At 72.5% G+C, this 21,686-nt stretch carries 19 protein-coding genes; 9 read left to right on the plus strand and 10 right to left on the minus strand.

The window, feature by feature from the left end:
• Positions 1-69: 69 nt before the first annotated feature.
• From IA22_RS0115915 to IA22_RS0115935, 5 genes are read right to left on the minus strand one after another with little or no spacing between them, the layout of a single operon-like run.
• Entirely contained in the window at positions 70-1,236 is a 1,167-nt protein-coding gene (locus IA22_RS0115915) for an acyl-CoA dehydrogenase family protein (RefSeq protein ID WP_014154745.1), read from the minus strand.
• Complete coding sequence (locus tag IA22_RS0115920; RefSeq protein WP_030123955.1) at positions 1,233-3,281, minus strand: acetyl/propionyl/methylcrotonyl-CoA carboxylase subunit alpha; 2,049 nt, start codon at positions 3,279-3,281, stop codon at positions 1,233-1,235. The genes IA22_RS0115915 and IA22_RS0115920 overlap by 4 nt, the downstream gene beginning before the upstream one ends.
• Before the next feature lie 8 nt (positions 3,282-3,289).
• Positions 3,290-4,885: an acyl-CoA carboxylase subunit beta gene (locus tag IA22_RS0115925; protein WP_015578271.1), complete on the minus strand. Its 1,596-nt coding sequence runs from the start codon at positions 4,883-4,885 to the stop codon at positions 3,290-3,292.
• Positions 4,882-6,585 (minus strand): acyclic terpene utilization AtuA family protein, encoded by a 1,704-nt coding sequence (locus IA22_RS0115930; protein ID WP_030123956.1) that lies wholly within the window; start codon positions 6,583-6,585, stop codon positions 4,882-4,884. The genes IA22_RS0115925 and IA22_RS0115930 overlap by 4 nt, the downstream gene beginning before the upstream one ends.
• Positions 6,582-7,388, minus strand: coding sequence for a TIGR03084 family metal-binding protein (locus IA22_RS0115935; RefSeq protein ID WP_030123957.1), 807 nt, complete (start codon positions 7,386-7,388; stop codon positions 6,582-6,584). Before IA22_RS0115935 ends, IA22_RS0115930 begins: the two co-directional genes overlap by 4 nt.
• 163 nt (positions 7,389-7,551) lie before the next feature.
• On the opposite strand from IA22_RS0115935, the gene IA22_RS0115940 reads away from it, so the two are divergent.
• Together IA22_RS0115940 and IA22_RS0115945 are read left to right on the plus strand one after the other, a co-directional pair.
• The gene (locus tag IA22_RS0115940; protein ID WP_014154750.1) at positions 7,552-7,794 is read left to right on the plus strand and encodes a ribbon-helix-helix domain-containing protein; all 243 of its coding nucleotides are present in this window, start codon (positions 7,552-7,554) and stop codon (positions 7,792-7,794) included.
• Positions 7,791-8,225, plus strand: coding sequence for a PIN domain-containing protein (locus tag IA22_RS0115945; RefSeq protein ID WP_030123958.1), 435 nt, complete (start codon positions 7,791-7,793; stop codon positions 8,223-8,225). The genes IA22_RS0115940 and IA22_RS0115945 overlap by 4 nt, the downstream gene beginning before the upstream one ends.
• A 13-nt stretch (positions 8,226-8,238) precedes the next feature.
• On the opposite strand, the gene IA22_RS37125 is transcribed toward IA22_RS0115945, so the two are convergent.
• The 3 genes from IA22_RS37125 to IA22_RS0115960 form a co-directional block, all read right to left on the minus strand.
• On the minus strand, positions 8,239-8,406 hold the full coding sequence (locus IA22_RS37125) for a hypothetical protein (RefSeq protein ID WP_015578266.1): 168 nt from the start codon (positions 8,404-8,406) through the stop codon (positions 8,239-8,241).
• A gap of 79 nt (positions 8,407-8,485) precedes the next feature.
• Positions 8,486-9,004, minus strand: coding sequence for a DinB family protein (locus IA22_RS0115955; RefSeq protein WP_015578265.1), 519 nt, complete (start codon positions 9,002-9,004; stop codon positions 8,486-8,488).
• A gap of 87 nt (positions 9,005-9,091) precedes the next feature.
• The gene (locus IA22_RS0115960; protein ID WP_014154754.1) at positions 9,092-10,039 is read right to left on the minus strand and encodes an EamA family transporter; all 948 of its coding nucleotides are present in this window, start codon (positions 10,037-10,039) and stop codon (positions 9,092-9,094) included.
• A gap of 141 nt (positions 10,040-10,180) precedes the next feature.
• On the opposite strand from IA22_RS0115960, the gene IA22_RS0115965 reads away from it, so the two are divergent.
• On the plus strand, positions 10,181-11,074 hold the full coding sequence (locus IA22_RS0115965) for a LysR family transcriptional regulator (RefSeq protein ID WP_030123959.1): 894 nt from the start codon (positions 10,181-10,183) through the stop codon (positions 11,072-11,074).
• 48 nt (positions 11,075-11,122) lie between these two features.
• Here IA22_RS0115965 and IA22_RS0115970 read toward each other — a convergent pair whose 3' ends face one another.
• Entirely contained in the window at positions 11,123-13,951 is a 2,829-nt protein-coding gene (locus IA22_RS0115970) for an FAD-binding and (Fe-S)-binding domain-containing protein (protein ID WP_030123960.1), read from the minus strand.
• A gap of 103 nt (positions 13,952-14,054) precedes the next feature.
• Positions 14,055-15,818, minus strand: coding sequence for an LCP family protein (locus IA22_RS0115975; RefSeq protein WP_030123961.1), 1,764 nt, complete (start codon positions 15,816-15,818; stop codon positions 14,055-14,057).
• Positions 15,819-16,267: 449 nt separating this feature from the next.
• Between IA22_RS0115975 and IA22_RS0115980 the strand changes: the two genes are divergently transcribed.
• The 6 genes from IA22_RS0115980 to IA22_RS0116005 are packed head-to-tail and all read left to right on the plus strand — an operon-like array spanning position 16,268 to position 21,670.
• A complete protein-coding gene (locus IA22_RS0115980; RefSeq protein ID WP_030123962.1) occupies positions 16,268-17,797 on the plus strand; it encodes an ATP-binding protein in 1,530 nt (509 codons plus the stop codon).
• Positions 17,794-18,225, plus strand: a complete 432-nt coding sequence (locus tag IA22_RS0115985) for a roadblock/LC7 domain-containing protein (protein WP_014154759.1) — start codon at positions 17,794-17,796, stop codon at positions 18,223-18,225. Before IA22_RS0115980 ends, IA22_RS0115985 begins: the two co-directional genes overlap by 4 nt.
• Positions 18,222-18,593 (plus strand): DUF742 domain-containing protein, encoded by a 372-nt coding sequence (locus IA22_RS0115990; protein WP_014154760.1) that lies wholly within the window; start codon positions 18,222-18,224, stop codon positions 18,591-18,593. Before IA22_RS0115985 ends, IA22_RS0115990 begins: the two co-directional genes overlap by 4 nt.
• Positions 18,574-19,233 carry a GTP-binding protein gene (locus tag IA22_RS0115995; RefSeq protein ID WP_014154761.1) on the plus strand — a complete coding sequence of 220 codons (660 nt, stop codon included), beginning with the start codon at positions 18,574-18,576 and terminating at the stop codon, positions 19,231-19,233. Before IA22_RS0115990 ends, IA22_RS0115995 begins: the two co-directional genes overlap by 20 nt.
• Positions 19,230-20,465 (plus strand): cytochrome P450, encoded by a 1,236-nt coding sequence (locus IA22_RS0116000; RefSeq protein ID WP_030123963.1) that lies wholly within the window; start codon positions 19,230-19,232, stop codon positions 20,463-20,465. The genes IA22_RS0115995 and IA22_RS0116000 overlap by 4 nt, the downstream gene beginning before the upstream one ends.
• Positions 20,462-21,670: a cytochrome P450 family protein gene (locus tag IA22_RS0116005; RefSeq protein WP_030123964.1), complete on the plus strand. Its 1,209-nt coding sequence runs from the start codon at positions 20,462-20,464 to the stop codon at positions 21,668-21,670. The genes IA22_RS0116000 and IA22_RS0116005 overlap by 4 nt, the downstream gene beginning before the upstream one ends.
• Positions 21,671-21,686: the final 16 nt, after the last annotated feature.

A 21,686-nucleotide genomic window follows, 5' to 3' on the forward strand; every position in this document is an offset into this window, starting at 1 on the left:
GACGCGGGTGAAGAGCCAGAATCGCCCCTGCGGGGGCGGATGGGGAGACCCAGGAGCGACCGGGAACCGTCAGTACGACTTCGGCAGGCCCAGGGTCTGGTGGGAGACGTAGTTCAGGATCATTTCCCGGCTGACCGGAGCGATGCGGGAGACGCGCGCGGCCGTGATCAGGGAGGCGAGCCCGTACTCGCGGGTGAGGCCGTTCCCGCCGAGGGTGTGGACGGCCTGGTCGACGGCCCTGACGCAGGCCTCGGCGGCGGCGTACTTCGCCATGTTGGCCGCCTCCCCCGCGCCGATGTCGTCGCCGTCGTCGTACAGCCTGGCGGCCTTCTGCATCATCAGCCGGGCGAGTTCGAGCTCGATGTGCGCCTGGGCGAGCGGATGGGCGATGGCCTGGTGGGAGCCGATGGGCGCGCCCTTCCAGACGGTGCGGGTCCTCGCGTAGTCCACGGCCTTGTCGACGGCGTAGCGGCCCATGCCGATGGAGAACGCGGCGCCCATGATGCGCTCCGGGTTCAGCCCGGCGAAGAGCTGGAGCAGCCCGGTGTCCGCCTCCTCGCCGACGAGGGCGCCTGCGGGCAGCCGTACGTCGTCGAGGACCAGCTCGAACTGCTTCTCCGCCGCCTGGAGTTCCATGTCGATCGGGGTCCGGGTGAAGCCGGGGGTGTCACGGGGGACGATGAAGAGGCAGGGCTTGAGGCTGCCGGACCTGGCGTCCTCGGTACGGCCGACGATCAGGGTCGCGTCGGAGATGTCGACGCCGGATATGAAGACCTTGCGTCCGGTGAGGACCCAGTCCCCGCCGTCGCGGCGGGCCGTCGTGGTGATGCGGTGCGAGTTGGACCCGGCGTCGGGCTCGGTGATGCCGAACGACATGCTCAGGGAGCCGTCGGAGAGGCCGGGGAGCCAGGCCTGCTTCTGCTCGTCGGTGCCGAAGCGGGCGATGACGGTGCCGCAGATCGCCGGGGAGACGACCATCATGAGCAGAGGGCTTCCCGCGGCGCCCAGTTCCTCCAGGACGATGGAGAGCTCGGCCATGCCGCCGCCCCCGCCGCCGTACTCCTCGGGGAGGTTGACGCCGAGGTAGCCGAGCTTGCCGGCCTCCTCCCACAGCTCGCGGGGGTGCTCGCCGTTGCGGAACAGGTCGGTGGCGTAGGCGCGGCCGAAGCGCTTGCCGAGGGCGGCGACGGCCGCGCGGAGTGCCTTGTGCTCTTCGGTTTCGAGGACGGTGCTCATCGGGTCGTCTCCTCCTGGTGCGCGGATGCGTTCACGGGGTCGCTCGCAGGGTCGTCAGCAGGGGCGTTCGCGGATACGGGCGCGGCGTCGGTCGCGGACGCGTCCTGTACGACGGCGAGCAGAGCGCCGACCTCGACCTGGAGTCCGGGCGCGGCGTGGAGCGCGGTGAGGGTGCCGGAGGCGGGGGCGAGGATGCGGTGTTCCATCTTCATCGCCTCCAGCCAGATCAGCGGCTGCCCGGCCTCGACGGCCGCGCCCGGTGCGAGCCCGTCGGCGAGGCGGACGACGGTGCCGGGCATGGGGGCGAGCAGGGAGCCGGGTTCGGTGCGTTCGGCGGGGTCGGTGAAACGGGGCAGCGCGGTGAAGGCGTACGAGCCGGACGAGGTGTCCACATGGACCCGGTCGCCGTGGACGGTGACGGTGAAGTGCCGTGTCAGGCCGTCGGTTTCGAGGGTGACCGCGCCGGGGTGCACGGCGACGACCCGCTCGCCCGTCCCGGGCACCGGGATGCCGTCGCGGCCGGTGCGGTAGGCGATCTCGTACTCGGTGCCGTCGGGCTCGCTCCGGTAGCTCCGGGTCTGCGGCCGCGCGGGCAGGTTGCGCCAGGCGCCGAAGCGGGCGGGGCCCACGCGGCCTGTGGCGGTCCCCGCCGGGGAGGGTCCGGCGGCGGCGAGCGCGGCGGCGGTGGCGGCGAGACGGCGCGCGGCGTCCTCGCCCGGCGCGGTGGCGGTGAGGGCGGTCAGGTGCCGGTCGTAGAAGCCGGTGTCGAGGCGTGCCGCGACGAAGTCGGGGTGGCGCAGGGAGCGCACGAGGAGGTCCCGGTTGGTGACGGGGCCGTGGATGCGGGCGCGTTCCAGGGCGCGGGCGAGGAGGCGGACGGCCTCGGTGCGGGTGGGCGCGTGGGCGATGATCTTGGCGATCATCGGGTCGTAGTGCACGCCTATCGTGTCGCCGCCCGTGTATCCGGTGTCGAGGCGCAGTCCGGGCGCCTCGGGTACGTCGAGCGAGAGCAGTGCTCCGGTCTGTGGCTGCCAGTCACGGGCCGGGTCCTCGGCGTACAGCCGGGCCTCCACGGCATGGCCGCGCGGTTCGGGCGGGGTGGTCGTGGGGAGTGGCCCGCCCTCCGCGACGCGCAGTTGCAGGGCGACGAGGTCGAGCCCGAACACGGCCTCCGTGACGGGGTGTTCGACCTGGAGCCGGGTGTTCATCTCCAGGAACCAGGGCCGCCCCTCGGCCGACACGAGGAACTCGACGGTACCGGCGCCCCGGTAGCCCACCGCCTGCGCCGCGGCGACCGCCGCGTCGTGCAGGCGGCGGCGCAGTCCGTCGTCGAGTCCGGGGGCCGGGGCCTCCTCGACGACCTTCTGGTGGCGGCGCTGGAGGGAGCAGTCACGGGTGCCGAGCGCCCACACCGTGCCCTGCCCGTCTGCCATCACCTGGACCTCGACGTGCCGGCCCCGTTCGACGTACGGCTCGGCGAAGACCTCGCCGTCCCCGAAGGCGCTGACGGCCTCGGCGGACGCGGCGGTCAGTTCGCCGGGGAGCGACGCGAGGTCCCGCACGATCCGCATCCCGCGCCCGCCCCCGCCCGCCGCCGCCTTGAGCAGCAGGGGCAGATCGGCGGTGGTGGCGTTCCCCGGGTCGACCGGGGCGAGCAGGGGCACTCCGGCGGCGGCCATCAGTTCCTTGGCCCGGGTCTTGGACGCCATCAGCTCGATGGCCTTGACCGGCGGTCCCACCCAGAGGAGGCCCGCGTCCTGCACGGCCCGGGCGAATCCGGCGTTCTCGGAGAGGAAGCCGTAGCCCGGGTGCACGGCGTCGGCTCCCGCCGCGAGCGCGGCGGCGACGACGAGGTCGCCGCGGAGATAGGTGTCGGCGGGCGCGGCCCCCGGCAGGCGTACGGCGGTGTCGGCCTCGCGTACGTGCAGGGCGCCGGCGTCCGCGTCGGAGTACACCGCGACGGTGGCGATGCCCAGGTCCCGGCAGGTGCGGAAGATCCGGCAGGCGATCTCGCCCCGGTTGGCGACCAGCAGTGTGGTGATCATCCGATGCCTCACATCCGGAAGACGCCGAAGCCGCGTGCGCCTTCGACCGGGGCCGTATGGATCGCGGACAGGCACATCCCGAGGACGGTCCTGGTGTCGCGTGGGTCGATGACCCCGTCGTCGTACAGCCGCCCCGAGAGGAACATCGGCAGCGACTCGGACTCGATCTGCTGTTCCACCATGGCGCGGAGCCCGGCGTCGGCCTCGTCGTCGTAGGGCAGCCCCTTGGCGGCGGAGGAGGCGCGGGCGACGATCGAGAGGACGCCGGCGAGCTGCTGGGCTCCCATGACGGCGGACTTGCTGCTGGGCCAGGCGAAGAGGAAGCGGGGGTCGTAGGCCCGGCCGCACATGCCGTAGTGCCCGGCGCCGTAGGAGGCGCCCATCAGCACGGAGAGGTGCGGGACCCGGGAGTTCGACACCGCGTTGATCATCATGGCGCCGTGCTTGATGATGCCGCCCTGCTCGTACTCCTTGCCCACCATGTAGCCGGTGGTGTTGTGGAGGAAGAGGAGGGGGATGTCGCGCTGGTTGGCGAGCTGGATGAACTGCGCGGCCTTCTGCGACTCCTCGCTGAACAGCACGCCCTGGGCGTTGGCGAGGATGCCGACCGGGTAGCCGTGGAGCCGCGCCCAGCCGGTGACCAGGCTCGTCCCGTAGAGCGGTTTGAAGGCGTCGAAGTCGGAGCCGTCGACCAGCCGGGCGATGACCTCGCGCGGGTCGAAGGGGACCTTCAGGTCACCGGGCACGATCCCGATCAGCTCGTCCTCGTCGTACTTCGGCGGCTCGGCGGGGCCCGGATCCGGGTGTGCCTTGCGCCAGTTGAGCCGGGCGACGATCCGTCGGGCCTGGCGCAGCGCGTCGTGCTCGTCGACGGCGTAGTGGTCGGCGAGGCCGGAGGTGCGGGCGTGCATCTCGGCACCCCCGAGGGACTCGTCGTCGCTCTCCTCGCCGGTGGCCATCTTCACCAGGGGCGGGCCGCCGAGGAAGACCTTGGACTGTTCCTTGATCATCACGGTGTGGTCGGACATGCCGGGGACGTACGCGCCTCCGGCGGTGCTGTTGCCGAACACCACGGCGACGGTGGGGATCCCGGCGGCGGAGAGCCGCGTGAGGTCGCGGAAGAGCGCGCCGCCCGGGATGAAGATCTCCTTCTGGGACGGCAGGTCGGCCCCGCCCGACTCCACGAGGCTGATGCAGGGCAGCCGGTTGGCGAAGGCGATCTCGTTGGCCCGCAGCGCCTTCTTCAGGGTCCACGGGTTGGAGGCTCCGCCGCGCACGGTCGGGTCGTTGGCGGTGATCAGGCACTCCACGCCGGACACGGTCCCGATGCCGGTGACGAGCGAGGCCCCCACCGCGTAGTCGCTGCCCCAGGCGGCCAGCGGCGAGAGTTCCAGGAACGGCGTGTCCGGGTCGACCAGCAGCTCGATCCGCTCGCGGGCGAGGAGCTTGCCGCGCTTGCGGTGGCGGGCGACATACTTCTCGCCGCCTCCCGCGAGGGCCTTGGCGTGCTCGGTCTCCAGGTCGGCGAGTTTCGCGAGCATCGCCTCGCGGTGGGCGGCGTACTCGGGGCCCGCGGTGTCGAGGGCGGTGGGCAGGACGGTCATGCGTGCACCTCCGGGTCGGCCGGCAGCTGCACGGGGACGGTGACGTGCCGGGAACGCAGCCACTCCCCCAGCGCCTTGGCCTGCGGGTCGAACCTCGCCTGCGCGGCGACGCCCTCGCCGAGCAGGCCGTGGACGACGAAGTTGAGCGCCCGCAGCCGGGGCAGGACATGGCGTACGACGGTGAGCCCGGCGGTCTCCGGAAGGAGCTCCCGGAAGCGGGCGACGGTCAGTTCGTGGGCCAGCCACCGCCAGGCGTCGTCCGAGCGCACCCACACCCCGACGTTGGCGTCCCCGCCCTTGTCCCCGCTGCGGGCCCCCGCCAGCCGGCCGAGCGGGACGGCACGGGTGGGACCGGCGGGCAGCGGTTCGGGCAGGGGCGGCTCCGCCACCGCGTCGAGCTCCCGGTACGCCCCGGCCGCCGGTACGGCCTCCCGTGACCCGTCCGGCAGCACGGCGACGTGCTCGACCTCGCCGGCCGGCACGTACGCGGCCTCGAACACGCCGTAGGGAGCGCCCTTGCCGGGCGGGGCGGTCACATGGAAGCCCGGGTAGCTGCCGAGTGCCAGCTCGACGGCCGCCCCGGACACGGCGCGGCCGACGGCCTCCGCGTCCGGGTCGCGCACCACGAGCCGGAGCAGCGCGCTGGCCGTCTCCTCGGTGTCGGCGTCGGCCCGGTCGGTGCGGGCGAGTTCCCACCGCACCTCCGCGGGCTTCGAGCCGGCACGGTCGAGGGCGTCGGCGAACTGGTCACGTACGAGACGGGACTTGGCGTCGATGTCGAGGCCCGTCAGCACGAAGACGACCTCGTTGCGCCACCCGCCGAGCCGGTTGATCCCGACCTTCAGCGTGGGCGGTGGCGCCTCCCCGCGCACGCCTTCGATCCGCACCCGGTCGGGCCCGTCCTGCGTGAGCCGTACGGTGTCGAGCCGGGCGGTGACGTCGGGTCCGGCGTAGCGGGCGCCGCCGGTCTCGTACAGCAGTTGCGCGGTGACGGTGCCGATGTCGACGACCCCGCCCGTCCCCTCGTGCTTGGTGATCACGCTGCTTCCGTCCGCGTGGATCTCGGCGAGCGGGAACCCCGGCCGGCGGACGTCGTGGTCGCCGAAGAAGGCGTAGTTGCCGCCGGTGGCCTGGGTCCCGCACTCCAGGACGTGTCCGGCGACGACGGCCCCGGCGAGCGCGTCGTGGTCGCCCCGGCCCCAGCCGAAGTGTGCGGCGGCGGGACCGGTGACGAGGGCGGCGTCGGTGACCCGCCCGGTGACGACGATGTCGGCCCCGGCGCGCAGGCAGGCGGTGATGCCCGCGCCGCCGAGGTAGGCGTTGGCGGTGAGACAGCCTTCGGGCACGGGGCGGCCGTCGCCCTCCACGTGGGCGACGCGCACGGGTATGCCGGTGCGGTCCGCCAGCTCCCGTACGGCGTCGGCGAGCCCGGCCGGGTTGAGCCCGCCGGCGTTGGTGACGATCTTCACGCCCCGTTCGTGGGCGAGCCCGAGGTTCTCCTCCAGCTGCCGGAGGAACGTCGAGGCGTATCCGCGCTTCGGGTCCTTCAGACGGCTGCGCCCCAGGATGAGCAGGGTGAGCTCGGCGAGGTAGTCACCGGTCAGGACGTCCAGCGGCCCGTCGGTGAGCATGTCGCGCACGGCGTCGAAGCGGTCGCCGTAGAAGCCGGAGGCGTTGCCGATGCGCAGCGGCCGGGTCATCGGTCCGCCTTCCGGGGGCGCCCGGGCCCGGCGGGTCCGGCGAAGGCCTGTGCGATGTCCAGCCACTGCCCGGCGTCCGGGCCGGCCGCCTCGACGGCGAGGTCGTCCCGGTGGGCGCGCTGGGTGACGAGCAGACAGAAGTCCAGGAGCGGTCCGGTGACCCGCTGCTCGGCGTCCTCGGGTCCGTACACCGTCAGGACGCCGTCCTCCGAGAGGAGTTCCACCCGGAACTGCTCGGCGGGCGGGCGCAGGCCCCGCACGAAGTAGGCGTAGTCCCGGGCCCGTACGCCGATCCGGGCGACGTGCCGCAGCCGCGCGGTGGGCTTCCTGGTCACCCCGAGCGCGTCGGCGACGTCCTGGCCGTGCGCCCAGGTCTCCATGAGCCGGGCGGTCGCCATCGAGGCGACGCTCATGGGCGGGCCGTACCAGGGAAGTTTCGTCCCTTCCGGCGCCGCGCGGAGCGCTTCCTGGAGCCGGGCCCTGCCCTGCCGCCACTCCACGAGCAGGTCTGCGGGCGTGAGCGCGGTGACGGCCTCCTCGGCCGCCTCGTCGGCGAAGGTCTCGGGGGCCGCGAGCGCCTTCTCCACCTCGGCGGCGAAGGCGTCGGGCTGCGTGGCGGCGACCAGGGCCACCTCGTCGGTCCAGTTGAGGTGGGCGATCTGATGGGCGACGGTCCACCCGGCGGCGGGGGTCGGCGCGGTCCACTCCTGTGCGCTCAACCCCGCTACCAGCAGGTCGAGTTCGTCGCTCTCCTCACGCATGTCGTCGAGCACTGCGACGGTCACGGCCGATGCGTCGGGCACGGTGCGCTCCCCTCGGGGCGTGGCGGTGTGCCCCGGAGCATGCCAGCGGCCCATAAAACAAGCAAGCATGCTTGCATGATTTATTCGGGGCGACGGCTTTCGTGACAGCGGAGAGCGTTCCGCCACCCTGCCCTACGTAGGGCAGGGTGGTATTTTTGGAGACATGATAAAGACGACTGTGTACCTTCCCGAGGACCTGGAAGTCCGGCTGGACGCCGAGTCGTCCGCGACGGGGGTCAGCAAGGCGGAGCTCATCAGGAGGGGCGTCGCCATGATCCTCGACCACGCGGAGCGGCCCAAGCGCAGCGGAGATCTCCCGGTCTTCGACAGCGGGCGCCCGCTCAGCCCCGAGGCGATGGACGACGTGGTGTACGAGCACATCAAGGAACGAGCAGCACGCCGTTGATCATCGTCGCCGACACATCCGCCCTGTACGCGGCGTTCGACAGCGCGCAGCCCGAGCACTCCGGCGCTGCGAAGATCCTGGAGTACGAGAGGCTGGCAGTCTCTCCGCTGGTGCTCACGGAGCTCGACCACCTCGTTCACCGGGACCTCGGCTTCCCGGCGGCCATGCAGGTCATGGAAGCCCTCAACGCGCGCATCACGGACGGCCAGTACAGACTCGCGGAGCTCAGACCCGCCGATCTGGTCGCGGCCCACACGGTGCGCCGCGACTACGGAGGGCTGAGGCTGGACCTCGCGGACGCGGTGGGAGTCGTCCTCGCCGACCGGTACAGGACCGACCGCATCTTCACTCTCGACCGGAGGGATTTCGGGGCCATCACCCCCTTGACCCCCGGCCTCACCGCGTTCCGCATCCTGCCCGTCGACGGCTGAGCCGGCGTCCGGGTCACTCCGTGCGGTCGCCCTCGGCCTGGGAGGGTTCGGTCCGGGGGACGTCGGGGTGTGTCTCCAGGGCGCTGCCCCGCGCGGCGGGCTCGTCGCGTTCGCCCTCGGCCTGTGAGGGGGTGTGCGAGTACAGACCGGCGTACTCGTCGGTTCCCTTCGTGGATCCCATGCGCGCGCCTCCTTCCTCCGCTCCCTTCCATCGTGCCTCGCCCGCCCGCTCCCGGCACGGCCGCACCCACGGCGGCCCGCTACCGCCCCTCCGACGCCGCCTCGGCCATCTTCGCCGTGGTGCTGGCCCCGTCCAGCGCCTCCCGGATGATGTCGGCGTGGCCGCTGTGGTGGGCGATCTCCCGGAAGATGTGCCACAGGACGCGGCGGACGGTCCAGACGACCGGCTCCGGGGGTGACCAGGGGTAGGCGGGCAGCGTGACCTCGCGGTCGAGGTCGGCCTCCTCGCGCACCGTACGGTCGAACGCGGCCGCCGCCGCGTGGAAGGCCTCCAGCAGTCCGGGCAGCGTCTCGGCGTCCGTCATGCGGTTGCCGTCGGGGTCGAGGTCCGCCCAGCCGACCTCGGCGGGCGCGGTGCCCTCGACGACGTCGAGCCAGCCGCGCTGCATGTCTCCCAGGTGCTTCAGGAGTCCGCCGAGGGTCAGCTCGCTCACCGTCGTCCGGGCGCGGGCTCCCGCGTCGTCGAGCCCCGCGACGGTGTAGAGGAAGTTGGTGCGCTGGTCGGTCACGAGCGCGAGCAGGTCGTCGCGTTCCGGCATGAGTACCTCCAGGTGGGCCGTCGCGACCACCCTAGGATCGGACGCCCGGCCGCGCAGGCGGAACGGGCACGCCCCCGAAGCGGGGGCTCACCTCTTCCGCGGGCCCCGCGTCTGGCTGCGCACCGCGCCCATGCTCGCCCCGATGACCAGGGCGATGGCGAGGGCGTCGGTGGTGGAGAGCGCCTGGTCGAGGACGAGGAAGCCGGCCGTGGCCGCGATGGCCGGTTCGAGGCTCATGAGGACCGCGAAGGTGGGTGCGGGCAGCCGGCGCAGGGCCATGAGTTCGAGGGTGTACGGAAGGACCGAGCTGAGCAGCGCGACGGCGATGCCCAGGCCCAGGGTGGACGGGACCACGAGCTTCGAGCCCGATTCCATGATGCCGAGGGGCAGCGAGAGGGCGGCTGCCACGACCATGGCCAGGGCCAGTCCGTCCGCCTGCGGGAAGCGCCGTCCGGTCCGGGCGCTGAAGAGGATGTACACCGCCCACATGACGCCCGCGCCGAGGGCGTACGCGACTCCGACTGGGTCCAGACGGTCGAAGCCTCCACCGCTGAGCAGGACGACGCCGCAGAGTGCCAGCGCCGCCCAGACGAGGTTGATGAGGCGGCGGGAGGCGACGACCGACAGGACGAGCGGCCCCAGCACCTCCAGGGTGACGGCCGCGCCCAGCGGGATGCGGTCGGCGGCCTGGTAGAAGAGGGTGTTCATCCCGCCCATCGCGATGCCGAAGGCCACCACGGTGCCCCAGTCGGCGCGCGAGTGCCCGCGGAGTTTCGGCCGGCAGACGACCAGCATGACGACCGCGGCGGCGGCGAGACGCAGGGTGACGACACCGAGCGCGCCCGCCTTCGGCATCAGCAGGACGGCGACCGCCGCGCCGAACTGGACGGACAGACCGCCCGCCACCACCAGCGCGACCGGACCGAGCGCGGCTCCGCGTCGGGACGGGCCCCGGCCCGTCCCGTCGAGCGCGGACACCGCCTCGGGGACGGCGACGGCTGCGGCCGACTCTGCGACAACGTGGCGGTCGTTCACCGGACACCTTTCCTTCAGTTCATTGGAGTGCACTCACCGGTACACGATACGGCACCACGGGGTAGGCGCTCACGCCCTCACGGTAGAGACCCGCGCGCCTCCCGTGAAATGCCCATTGCGCTCCCGTTATGCTCCGGGCGCATGAGCACTGGACAGCGCACCGGGAGCATCGAGGTCCGGCATCTGCGGGCCTTCCTCGCCATCGCCGACGAGGGCAGCGTCACGCGCGCCGCCACCCGCCTGCGGGTCACCCAGCCCGTCGTCTCCCGCACGCTCGCCGCCCTGGAGAGGCATCTGGGCGTCCGGCTCGTCGACCGCTCCACCCACCACCTCGCCCTGACCTCGGAGGGCGTCGCCTTCCGCGACAAGGCCGCCGCTGCCGTCGCCGCCTTCGACGAGGCCCTCGACCCCGGGCGGCTGCGCGGCTGGCCGCTGCGGCTCGGGCACGCCTGGTCCGCGTTCGGCCCGTACACCACACCCCTGCTGCGGACCTGGCAGCAGCGGCACCCGGAGACCCCGCTCGAACTCCTGCGCATCGACGACCGCACGGCCGGCCTGACCCGCGGCGAGGTGGACGCGGCGCTGCTCCGCGGCCCCGTGAACACCCCGGGACTCGTCACCGAGGTGCTGTTCACCGAGGTGCGGGTGGCGGCCGTGGCGGCGGACGGTCCGCTCGCCGCCCGCACCTCCCTCTCCCTGGCCGACCTGACCGGCGGCGCGGTCGTCCTGAACACCGTCTCGGGCGCCACCACGCTGGACCTGTGGCCCCCGGACGCCCGTCCGGCCGCCACCCTCACCGTCGCCAACACCGACGACTGGCTCACCGCGATCGCGGCCGGGCGGGGCTGCGGGGTCTCGGGCAACTCCACCGCCCAGATGCATCCGCACGCCGGGGTCACCTACGTGCCGCTGGACGACGCCCCTCCCCTGCCCGTCCTGCTGGCCCGGCGGGACGGCCCCGGCCACCCGGCGCTGCCCCGGCTGGCGGAGCTCGCCCGGGAGATCGTGGCGCGCGAGCGGCCAACGCGGCCCTGAACGTCCGACGCCGGGGAACGGGCCCGAACCGCAGGGGAGGTCGGGTACCTACGACTGTCCCCGTCGTCGCTCCGCCCTGCCCGGCGGCCCCTCCCCGGTCTCCGGCGGCAGCCCCTCCGCCAGGACCTCCGCGAGGTGCCGGGCACGACGCCCCGCCAGCTGGTCGAGCTGGGTGCGGCAGGAGAACCCGTCGGCCAGCAGCTCCGTGCCGGGTTCCGCCTCCCGCACGGCGGGCAGCAGCCGCTCCTCGGCGCAGGCCACCGAGACGTCCCAGTGCCCCTTCTCGAAACCGAAGTTGCCGGCCAGTCCGCAGCAGCCGCCGCTCAGCTCGCCGGTCAGCCCCGCCCTTTCGCGGAGCCTGCGCTCGGCCGCGTCGCCGAGGACCGCGTGCTGGTGGCAGTGGGTCTGTCCGGCGACCCGCCGGTCCAGGCGGGGCGGCGTCCAGTCGGGGGCGTACTCCTCCAGGTACTGCGCCAGGGTGCGGACGGAGGCCGCGAGCGCGGCGGCGCGCGGGTCGTCGGGGAAGAGCTCCGGCAGGTCGGTGCGCAGGGTGGCGGCGCAGCTCGGTTCCAGCACGACGACCGGGACGCCGTCGGCCGGTCCCGTCCGGTCCAGCGTGCGGCGCATGACGGCACGGGCCGCGTCGAGCCGGCCCGTCGACACGTAGGTGAGGCCGCAGCACACGCCCCGGGCGGGCAGCACCGGTGTCCGTCCGGCCGCCTCCAGGACCCAGACCGCGGCCCGTCCGACCTCGGGGGAGAGGTGGTCGGTGAAGGTGTCCGGCCAGAGCACGACGGCCTCCCCCGTCGCCGGTGTCCGGCGGGCGCCCGCCCAGGACCGGAACGTCCGCCGCGCCAGGACGGGAAGCGCCCGGCGCGGGTCGACGCCGCCGAGCCGCCGCGCGAGTGCGGCGAGCGGTCCGATCCTCGCCAGGGCGTTGAGGACGCTCGCGAAGGGGGCCGCCGTCCGCAGCCAGCGGGGGAGGCCGCCCATCGCGTAATGGGCGGCCGGACGGAGCCGGCCGCGGTAGTGGTGGTGGAGGAACTCCGCCTTGTACGTGGCCATGTCGACGCCGACCGGGCAGTCGCTGCGGCAGCCCTTGCAGGACAGGCAGAGGTCGAGCGCGTCCCGTACCTCCGTGGACCGCCAGCCGTCCGTGATCACCTCGCCGGCCAGCATCTCGTGGAGCAGCCGGGCGCGGCCCCGGGTGGAGTGCGCCTCCTCCCCGGTCGCCCGGAAGGAGGGGCACATGACGTCCGCACCCGGACCCGGCGTGGCCGTGCGGCACGTGGCGACGCCGACACAGCGGCGTACGGCCGCGGAGAAGTCACCGCCGTCGTGCGGGTAGCCGAAGGTCACGTCGACGGGGCGCCGGGGCAGGACCGCGAAGCGGAGGTTCTCGTCGAGACGTGCGGGGCGGGCCAGGATGCCGGGGTTCAGCCCGCCGTCGGGGTCCCAGAGGTCCTTGAAGCGGGTGAACAGGCGCACCATCTCGTCCCCGTACATCCGGGGCAGCAGTTCGGCCCTGGCCTGCCCGTCGCCGTGTTCGCCACTCAGCGATCCGCCGTGCGCGACGACGAGGCCGGCCTGCTCCTCGGAGAAGCGGCGGAAGCGGGCCACGCCCTGTTCGGTCAGCAGGTCGAAGTCGATGCGTACGTGGATGCAGCCGTCGCCGAAGTGCCCGTACGGGGTTCCGTGCAGCCCGTGTGCGGTGAGCAGGGCCCGGAAGTCGCGCAGATAGGGGCCGAGCCGGGCGGGCGGGACGGCGCAGTCCTCCCAGCCGGGCCAGGCCTCCGTGCCGTCGGGCATGCGGGTCGCCGTGCCGGCGGCGTCCTCACGGATGCGCCACAGGGTCCGCATGCCCGCGGGGTCGGTGACGACGGTGCCGTCCAGGGCGTCGGCCGCGCGCAGGATCCGGTTCGCACGGTCGCGGGCCTGAGCGGGGGTGGCGCCGCCCGTCTCCACGAACAGCCAGGCCGCCCCGCGTGGCAGACCGGCCGGTCCGCGTACGAGGTCGGCGGCCATCCCCTCGACGGTGAGCGGGCCGTACGGGAGGAGACCGGGGGCGGCTTCGGCGGCGGCGGTCTCGTCTGCGTACCCGAGGACCGCGAGTGCCCGGGCGGCGGGCGTCTCGACGAGGCGGACGGTCGCCTCGGTGACCACGGCGAGCGTCCCCTCGCTGCCGCAGAGGGCGCGGGCGTGGTCGGGGCCGTTCTCCGGGAGCAGCGCGTCCAGGGCGTATCCGGAGATGCGCCGCGGGAGTTCGGGGAAGCCGGTGCGCAGGAGGGCGAGGTGGCCGGCGGCGAACCCGTCGAGACCGGGCGGCGCGTCGGGCAGCCCGCGTCCGACGTGCAGGGCCTCGCCCCCGCCGTAGCGGACGACGCGCAGGCTGCGGAGGTTGTCGGCGGTGGTGCCCCAGGCGACGGAGTGGGAGCCGCAGGAGTTGTTGCCGATCATGCCGCCGAGGGTGCAGCGGCTGTGGGTGGACGGGTCGGGCCCGAAGGTCAGCCCGTGCGGGGCGGCGGCGGCGCGCAGGTCGTCCAGGATCACCCCGGGCTGGACGACCGCGGTGCGGGAGCCGGGGTCCAGTTCGAGGATGCGCCGCATGTGGCGGGTGAAGTCCAGGACGACGCCTGTTCCGGTGGCCTGACCGGCGATGGAGGTGCCGGCGCCCCGGGGTACGACGGGGGTGGCGTGCTCCCGGCAGACGCGGAGCGTCTCGGCGACGTCGTCGGCGTCGCGGGGGGCCACGACCGCCTGCGGGACGCGGCGGTAGTTGGACGCGTCCATGGTCGTCAGGGCGCGGGCGGTCGCGTCGGACTCCACCTCGCCGCGGACGGACCGGGCCAGGGCTCGGACGAGATCGGTGGCGGACATGCGCCCAGCATGCCGGGCCCGGGGGCCCGAGGCCCTCCGGAGCGCCGGACGAGGTGGGGAGGCGACCGGTCCCGCGGCGGGCAGCCACGGGACCGGGTCCGGTCTACTTCGCGCAGACCGCCTTGTCGGCCTCCACGCGCTGGATCTCGTCCGGGGCCTTCGCCGGGGCGGAGAGCGGGCTGCCCGCCTCGGTGAAGTCCGGTCCCAGGGTCAGCTTCATCGGTTCCATCTCACCCGCGTCCGTCGTCGTCGGCTTGAGGGCCGAGGCCGACATCCCCATCAGGTCGGCCAGCCGGCGGGCCTGGTCGGCCTGGTTGGGGCCGTAGACGAGCTGGGTCTTCTTCACGTTCTCCGGCGCGTTCGCCTTGTTCGTGGACTTCAGCACCTTCTTCTCGTTCTGGAGCCAGTCCAGGGCGTTCTGCGCGGAGCCGGCGGGGGCGCCGCCGTTGTAGACGTCGACCCGGACGTCGGCGGGGGCGGCCATCTCGCCCTTCAGCTTGGCTTCCGCCTTGGCCTTCTCCTCGGCCTTCTCCTGCTTCTCCACCGCGGTGAAGGAGACGTCCTCGCGCATCATCGAGAAGACCTGCGGCGCCTTGGACTTGTCGAGGATGACGGTGGCCTTGTCGTTCGGGTTGTCCAGCACCGGGACCGTGGTGAACGTGATGTTCTTGGGGTCGACCGACGCCAGTTCCATGCCCAGCTTGCGGAGCTGGTTGATGTCACCGATCTTCTCGTCGACGGTGAGGGCCTTGGTGGCGGCCTCCGCGAGCGACCACATCTTCGACGGGCTGGTCAGGGTGTCGTTGGACTTCAGCTTGCGCATCAGGGAGCCCAGGAACTGCTGCTGGATCTCGATGCGGCTCAGGTCGCTGCCGAAGCCCACGGAGTGCCGGGTGCGCAGGAAGGCCAGGGCCTGCTCGCCCTCGATGGTGTGCTCCCCCTGGGACAGCTTGAGGTGGGAGTCCTTGTCGTCGATGTCCTTGGCGAGGCAGACGTCCACACCGCCGACGGCGGTCGTCAGGGACTTGACGGCGTTGAAGTCGGCCACCATGAAGTGGTCGGGCGTGATGCCGGTGAGCTCGGTGACGGTGCGCATGGTGCAGCTGGGGGTGCGCTCGGACTGTCCGAGGCTGGTGTTGAAGCGTCCGCCGGGCGTCGCCGGGATGTCCTTCGTCTCCCCGTTCTCCAGCTGCGTCGGACAGTCGGGGATGTCCGTTATGAGGTCACGGGGGATGCTCAGCGCGGTGGCGTTCGTGCGGTCCTTGGAGACGTGGAAGAGGATGTTGGTGTCGGCGTGGCCGACACTGCCCGCGTCCCCGTAGCCCTCGTTGCCCGCGCCGGTGCGCTTGTCCGTCCCGATCACCAGGACGTTGATCGCGCGGTCCTTGCTGAAGCCGCCGGTACTGGCACCGTCGGTGGAGACGGCGGTGATGTTGGCGTTGAAGTGCTGGTACACGAAGTAGCCCGTGGTGCCCACGCCCACCAGCAGGAAGGCGAGCACACCGCCGGTCCACACCAGGGCCTTCTTCTTGCCCGACTTCTTCGGCTTCGCCTTGCGGCGCCCGGCGGCCGGAGCGGCCGCACGGCTCCCCGGCTTCCGCGCCTCGTCCCGGCCGCCGCGTCCGTCGCCCGCCGCCCGGCGGCTGCCGCGCTGACCGGGAACGGAGGCACGGTCGCCGGACGGCTTCGCCTCCGGCTTCGACCTTCGACGCGGTCCGGCGGTTCTGGCATCGGTGGTACCGGCCGCCGCGGATGATCGCCCTGAGGAGGGGGTCAGTCGCAGTTCGTAATCACCGGTATCGGGGTTGAGTACCCACTGGTCTGCGGGGTCGATGCCCTCGTCCCGCCCACGGCCTTGCGCGTCCACGGTTGCTTGCGTCCTCCGTCGGGGCCACGCGGCGCCTCCCCCTTCAAGGCGCGCGGTGTGTCTTACGGCGGTGCCGGCCGGGAAGGCCGACTGCACCGGAGCGCTCACATTAGCTGGCCACCGGCCCAGGAGCGACGATCGTGACAAATCAAGCCTCACACATGGGACATAGGGCCACATTCGCCACTACTTACCCTTCCGAATCGCCGATCGACTCGGATCACAGGCGCCCTGAGGCCTCGATCAGATCAGTTCAAGCCAGATTTCAAACAGAAGTGGCCACAAGGAATCCCCAAACAAGTCGCCAATTCTCCTATAGTTGCCGTGACTTGATCAGGAACAATCAGCTCCAGATGTGGGCCTTTCACCATCACCACACCGGAATGCCCTGATTGTCCCACCGGCTGCACCTGTCCCTTCCTCCGCACCGTCCGCCCCGAGGACTCCGATTGCGCCCTTCACTCCGGCCGACCGCACTCGCCCTGCTGATCTCGGCAGCCGTTACCGGTGCTCTGTGCCTGTGGGCGGTCGCCGCCGCTCCGGCCTCGGTACGGACGCCGCTCACCTGGGGGGCCGCCGGCACGGCGGCGCTGCTGTGCGTCGCGGTGGCCGTCACCGTCCACACGCTGGCCACCGCCCGTAATCTGCGTGCCCTGCGGGCCGCGGACTCCGAGCGCTTCACCGCCGAGACCTCGCGTCTCGTCTCGACCTCGGCCGCCGAGGCACAGCGCTTCACGGCCGAGACCGCTCGCATCAGAGCGGCGGCCTCCGCCGAGGCGGCCAGAGTCACCGCCGAGGCCGACGACCGGGTCGCCCGGGTCACCGTCGAGGCCGTCGAGCAGCACGAGCGGCTCACCGCGGAGGCCGCCCGCCTCACCGCCCGCGCCCGGCGCGCCGAGAACGAGCGCTCCGCGGCGATCGCCGCCTGCGCCAACGCCGCCGGCCGGATGCAGGCCCTGTCCACGAGCATGCTGGCCGACCTGCGCGAGATGGAGCACCGGCACACCGCCGAGGACGTCCTGGGCGACCTGCTGCACCTGGACCACCGCACGGCCCAGGGTGGCCGCCTCGCCGACTCCATCGCCGTACTGACCGGCGCGCGCTCCGGCCGCCGCTGGGCCAAGCCGATCGTGATGGAGTCGATCCTGCGTGGCGCCATGGGCCGTATCGGCGGCTACCAGCGCATCCGCCTGCACTCGACCAGCGACGTGGCGATCGCGGGCCACGCCGCCGAGGGCGTCATGCACGCCCTGGCCGAACTCCTCGACAACGCTGCCAACTTCTCGCCGCCCACCGCCGAGGTGCACGTGTACGTCGAGGAGGTCCCGGCGGGCATCGTGGTCACCGTCGAGGACAGCGGCCTGGTGATGAGCGATGTGCAGCTGCGCCGCGCCGAGCGGGCCGTGTCCGCCGACAACCAGGACCTGACCGGTATCTCCGGCACCCGGCTCGGCCTCGCCGTCGTCGGCCGGCTGGCCAGGAAGCACGGGCTCACCGTCTCCTTCCGTCCGTCGGCCCGCGGCGGTACGGGTGCGCTGATGATGCTGCCGCAGGAGCTCATCTCCCGTACGCCCGCTCCGCTCCCGGGTGCCGCGCGGCACCCCGAGCCCGAGCCGGACCACACGACGCCGGCCCCGGCCGCCGCGCCGGACCCGCGTACCGCGGCACCCGCGGACTTCCGTCCCGCGCCCCCCGCGGAGACCGGCGCCGGAACCCGCGCGGAGGCCTCGCCCGGGCAGCCGGAGTCGGAGTCGGAGTCCACCGGTACCGTCCCCCAGATCGGCGACAGCGGTCTGCCCAAGCGTCGTCGGGGCCGCACTCTGGCCGCCGCCGAAGCACGTACCGGCAGAGCCGCCCCCGGCGAAGCCGAATCCCCCCGGTCCCGTGCCACCGACCCGAAGGTCCAGGCTGCCCGCTTCAGCACCTTCAGCCAGGCGGTACGAGCCAATTCCCCGCACCCGGAAGGCAACACCCGATGACCGCGACCACCGACGAGAAGCTCAACTGGCTGCTGGAGGGGCTGCTCGACCGCACGCCCGGAGCCCGGCATGCCCTTGTCCTGTCCAGGGACGGCCTGAAGCTCTGCCGCACGCCCGAACTCTCCGTCGACCAGGCGGACCAGCTGGCCGCGATCTCCGCGGGCATCCAGAGCCTGTCGCACGGCGCGTCCATCGAGTTCGGTGACGGCACCGGCGGCGTACGGTCCGCGATGACCGAGTTCTACGGCGGTGTGCTGTTCATCGTCGAGGCGGGGGCGGGCGCCCACCTCGCGGTCGTGGCGGCCGAGGACTCCGACGTCGGCCTGGTGGGCCACAACATGAGCGAACTCGTCGAGCAGCTGGGCGAGTACCTCGTCGCCCCGCCGCGTGACACGGCGGCCCAGGCCGCGGAAACCGCGGACGTATGACGTCCGTACCGCGCCCCCGGCCCGGACGCGACGACGACCCGGACCGGCTGTACACCCTCACGGGGGGCCGCAGCCGGTCCGACTCGGCCGCGTTCGACCTGGTGACGCTCGTCGTCGCCGAGTGCGAACCGAACCCCGGGATGCAGTCGGAGCATGTCGCGATCCTGCGGATGTGCGACAGCCCCACCGCGGTCGTCGAGATCTCGGCCACCCTGAAACTGCCCGTCAGCATCGTCCGCATCATGCTCTGCGACCTGCTCGACACCGGCCGGATCAGCGCCCGCCACCCCCGTACTGCACGTGTCGCGGACCGGCTCCCCGACACCGACACCCTGGAACAGGTGCTCGTTGGACTCCGCAACCTCTGACCGTGCCGCCCTGCAGGCGACGGCCGACAACGGACTGAAGATCGTCGTCGTCGGCGGCTTCGGGGTCGGCAAGACCACCATGGTCCGATCCGTGAGCGAGATCCGTCCGCTCAACACGGAAGAGACCATGACCCGTGCGGGCGAGGCCGTCGACGACCTCGACGGCGTGCACTCCAAGACGTCCACCACGGTCGCCTTCGACTTCGGCCGCATCACGCTCGACGAGCGTTCGGTCCTCTATCTCTTCGGCGCCCCCGGACAGGAACGCTTCTGGTTCCTGTGGGACCGGCTGTTCTCCGGGACCCTGGGCGCCGTCGTCCTCGTCGACACCCGCCGTCTCGCCGACTCCTGGTACGCGATCGACCGGCTGGAGCACCACGGCACGCCGTTCATCGTCGCGTGCAACGACTTCGGCGGCTCGTTCCACACCGAGCAGCAGATCCGCGAGGCCCTCGACCTCTCCCCCGACGTCCCGCTCGTGGAGTGCGACGCCCGGGACCGTTCGTCCAGCAAGTACGTCCTGATCACGCTGGTCGAGCACCTCTACGCCCTCTCCGTCGCCCGGAGCAAGGGCGCGGACGCGGCCCTGGCAGGGAGCCCTGCCCCGGCGGCCACGATGACCCCGGAGCCGACGACGTGACCCAGTGCCCCGTGTCCCACGGCCCCGTTCCCCTGTCCGGGCCGCGGTTCCAGACCGACCCCGTGCAGGTGTACCGGGAGATGCGCCGCGACCACGGCGCGGTCGCGCCGGTCGTGCTGGACGGCGACATCCCCGCCTGGCTGATCGTCGGCTACCGCGAACTCCACCAGGTCACCAACGACCCGGTGCTCTTCAGCCGGGACTCGGACCTGTGGAACCAGTGGGACAACATCCCGGAAAACTGGCCGCTGCGACCGATGATCGGCCGGAAGCAGCCGTCCATCCTCTACACCGTCGGTGAGCGGCACACCGTCCGCGCGGCCATGATCAGCAACGCGCTGGAGGCCGTCGACCCGTTCACGCTGAAGCGGTACGCGGAGGAGTTCGCCGACAGCCTGATCGACCGGTTCTGCGCGACCGGGCGGACCGACATCATCGCCGAGTACGCGATGCTGCTCCCCGCCCGCGTCCTGGCCAAGCTCTACGGGTTCAGCGACGAGATCGGCGGTCCGCTCGTCGCCGCGCTCAACGACATGATCGACGGGCGTGAACGGGCTCTGGCGGGCCAGCAGTACCTCGGCGGGGCCATGTACCAGCTCCTGGCCGACAAGCACGCCGAGCCCGACGACGACGTCGCGACCCGGATGCTGGAGGATCCCGGCGGCTTCACCGACGAGGAGATCGTCCAGGACCTCATGGTCATGATGGCGGCCGGCCACCAGCCCACCGCCGACTGGATCGGCAACTCGCTGCGGCTGATGCTGGTCGACGACCGTTTCGCCGCCTCGCTCTCCGGCGGCCGGCACAGCGTCGCCGAGGCGATGAACGAGGTCCTCTGGGAGGACACCCCGACGCAGAACGTGGCCGGCCGCTGGGCCTCCCGCGACACCCACCTCGCCGGACGCCACATCCGCGCCGGCGACATGCTGCTCCTCGGCATCGCCGCGGCCAACGCCGACCCGCAGGTGCGCACCGACGGCTCCACCCTGACCGGCGGCAACAACGCCTTCCTCTCCTTCGGCCACGGCGAGCACCGCTGCCCGTTCCCGGCGCAGGAGACCGCCGAGGTCATCGCGCGTACGGGCATCGAGGTGCTCCTGGACCGGCTCCCGGACATCGACCTCGACATCCCCGAGGACCGGCTGAGCCGGCGCCCGTCCCCGTGGCTGCGCGGGCTGACGGACCTGCCGGTGCACTTCACGCCCACCCCTGCACTTGGAGGCCAGAAATGACCCGGATCGCCCTCGATCCCCTCGTCGCGGACCTCGACGCCGAGAGCGCCGCGCTGCGCGCCGCCGGCCCGCTGGCCGAGGTGGAGCTTCCCGGCGGGGTGCACTGCTACGCGGTGACGCACCACGCCGAGGCGCGTCAGCTGCTCACCGACAGCCGGGTGGTCAAGGACATCAACGTCTGGAACGCCTGGCAGCGCGGCGAGATCCCGATGGACTGGCCGCTGATCGGTCTCGTGAACCCGGGCCGTTCCATGCTGACCGTCGACGGTGCCGACCACCGCCGGCTGCGCACCCTCGTCGCCCAGGCCCTGACGGTGAAGCGGGTGGAGCGGCTGCGCTCCGGCATCGAGGCGCTCACGAACGCCTCCCTGGACCGGCTCGCGGCACTGCCCGAGGGCCAGCCGGTCGACCTCAAGGCGGAGTTCGCGTATCCGCTGCCCATGAACGTCATCAGTGAGCTGATGGGCGTGGACCCGGCCGACCACCCGCGGCTCAAGGAGCTGTTCGAGAAGTTCTTCTCGACGCAGACCCCGCCGGAGGAGGTCCCGCAGATGATGGCGGACCTCGGCACCCTCTTCACGAAGATCGTCGACGACAAGCGGGCGAACCCGGGCGACGACCTCACCAGCGCCCTGATCGCGGCGTCCGAGGACGGCGACCACCTCACCAACGAGGAGATCGTCAACACGCTCCAGCTGATCATCGCCGCCGGTCACGAGACCACGATCAGTCTCGTCGTCAACGTCGTCGAGGCGCTCCAGACCCACCCCGAGCAGCGCAGGCGCGTGCTGAGCGGTGAGGTGCCGTGGGAGAACGTGATCGAGGAGACGCTGCGCTGGAACACCCCGACCTCGCACGTCCTGATCCGCTTCGCGACCGAGGACATCGAGGTCGGCGACAAGGTCCTGCCGAAGGGCGAGGGCCTGATCGTCTCCTTCGGCGCGCTGGGCCGCGACGAGCAGCAGTACGGCCCGACCGCCGGCGAGTTCGACGTCACCCGCTCCCCGAACCGACACATCGCTTTCGGCCATGGTCCGCACGTCTGCCCGGGTGCCGCCCTGTCCCGGCTGGAGGCGGGGGTCGCCCTCCCCGCGCTCTACGAGCGCTTCCCGGACCTGGACCTCGCCGTACCCCCCTCCGACCTGCGGAACAAGCCGATCGTGACCCAGAACGACCTGCACGAACTGCCCGTCGATCTGCGCTGATCCGGGCGTCGATTTG

The sequence above is a fragment of the Kitasatospora papulosa genome (assembly GCF_000717245.1).
Taxonomy (GTDB): Bacteria; Actinomycetota; Actinomycetes; order Streptomycetales; family Streptomycetaceae; genus Streptomyces; species Streptomyces papulosus.

What these genes read in the sequence shown, in the direction of transcription:
- IA22_RS0115915 (WP_014154745.1), bottom strand. Translation starts at nt 1,236, where the DNA reads ATGAGCACCGTCCTCGAAACCGAAGAGCACAAGGCACTCCGCGCGGCC.
- IA22_RS0115920 (WP_030123955.1), bottom strand. Translation starts at nt 3,281, where the DNA reads ATGATCACCACACTGCTGGTCGCCAACCGGGGCGAGATCGCCTGCCGG.
- IA22_RS0115925 (WP_015578271.1), bottom strand. Translation starts at nt 4,885, where the DNA reads ATGACCGTCCTGCCCACCGCCCTCGACACCGCGGGCCCCGAGTACGCC.
- IA22_RS0115930 (WP_030123956.1), bottom strand. Translation starts at nt 6,585, where the DNA reads ATGACCCGGCCGCTGCGCATCGGCAACGCCTCCGGCTTCTACGGCGAC.
- IA22_RS0115940 (WP_014154750.1), top strand. Translation starts at nt 7,552, where the DNA reads ATGATAAAGACGACTGTGTACCTTCCCGAGGACCTGGAAGTCCGGCTG.
- IA22_RS37125 (WP_015578266.1), bottom strand. Translation starts at nt 8,406, where the DNA reads ATGGGATCCACGAAGGGAACCGACGAGTACGCCGGTCTGTACTCGCAC.
- IA22_RS0115955 (WP_015578265.1), bottom strand. Translation starts at nt 9,004, where the DNA reads ATGCCGGAACGCGACGACCTGCTCGCGCTCGTGACCGACCAGCGCACC.
- IA22_RS0115965 (WP_030123959.1), top strand. Translation starts at nt 10,181, where the DNA reads ATGAGCACTGGACAGCGCACCGGGAGCATCGAGGTCCGGCATCTGCGG.
- IA22_RS0115970 (WP_030123960.1), bottom strand. Translation starts at nt 13,951, where the DNA reads ATGTCCGCCACCGATCTCGTCCGAGCCCTGGCCCGGTCCGTCCGCGGC.
- IA22_RS0115985 (WP_014154759.1), top strand. Translation starts at nt 17,794, where the DNA reads ATGACCGCGACCACCGACGAGAAGCTCAACTGGCTGCTGGAGGGGCTG.
- IA22_RS0115990 (WP_014154760.1), top strand. Translation starts at nt 18,222, where the DNA reads ATGACGTCCGTACCGCGCCCCCGGCCCGGACGCGACGACGACCCGGAC.
- IA22_RS0116005 (WP_030123964.1), top strand. Translation starts at nt 20,462, where the DNA reads ATGACCCGGATCGCCCTCGATCCCCTCGTCGCGGACCTCGACGCCGAG.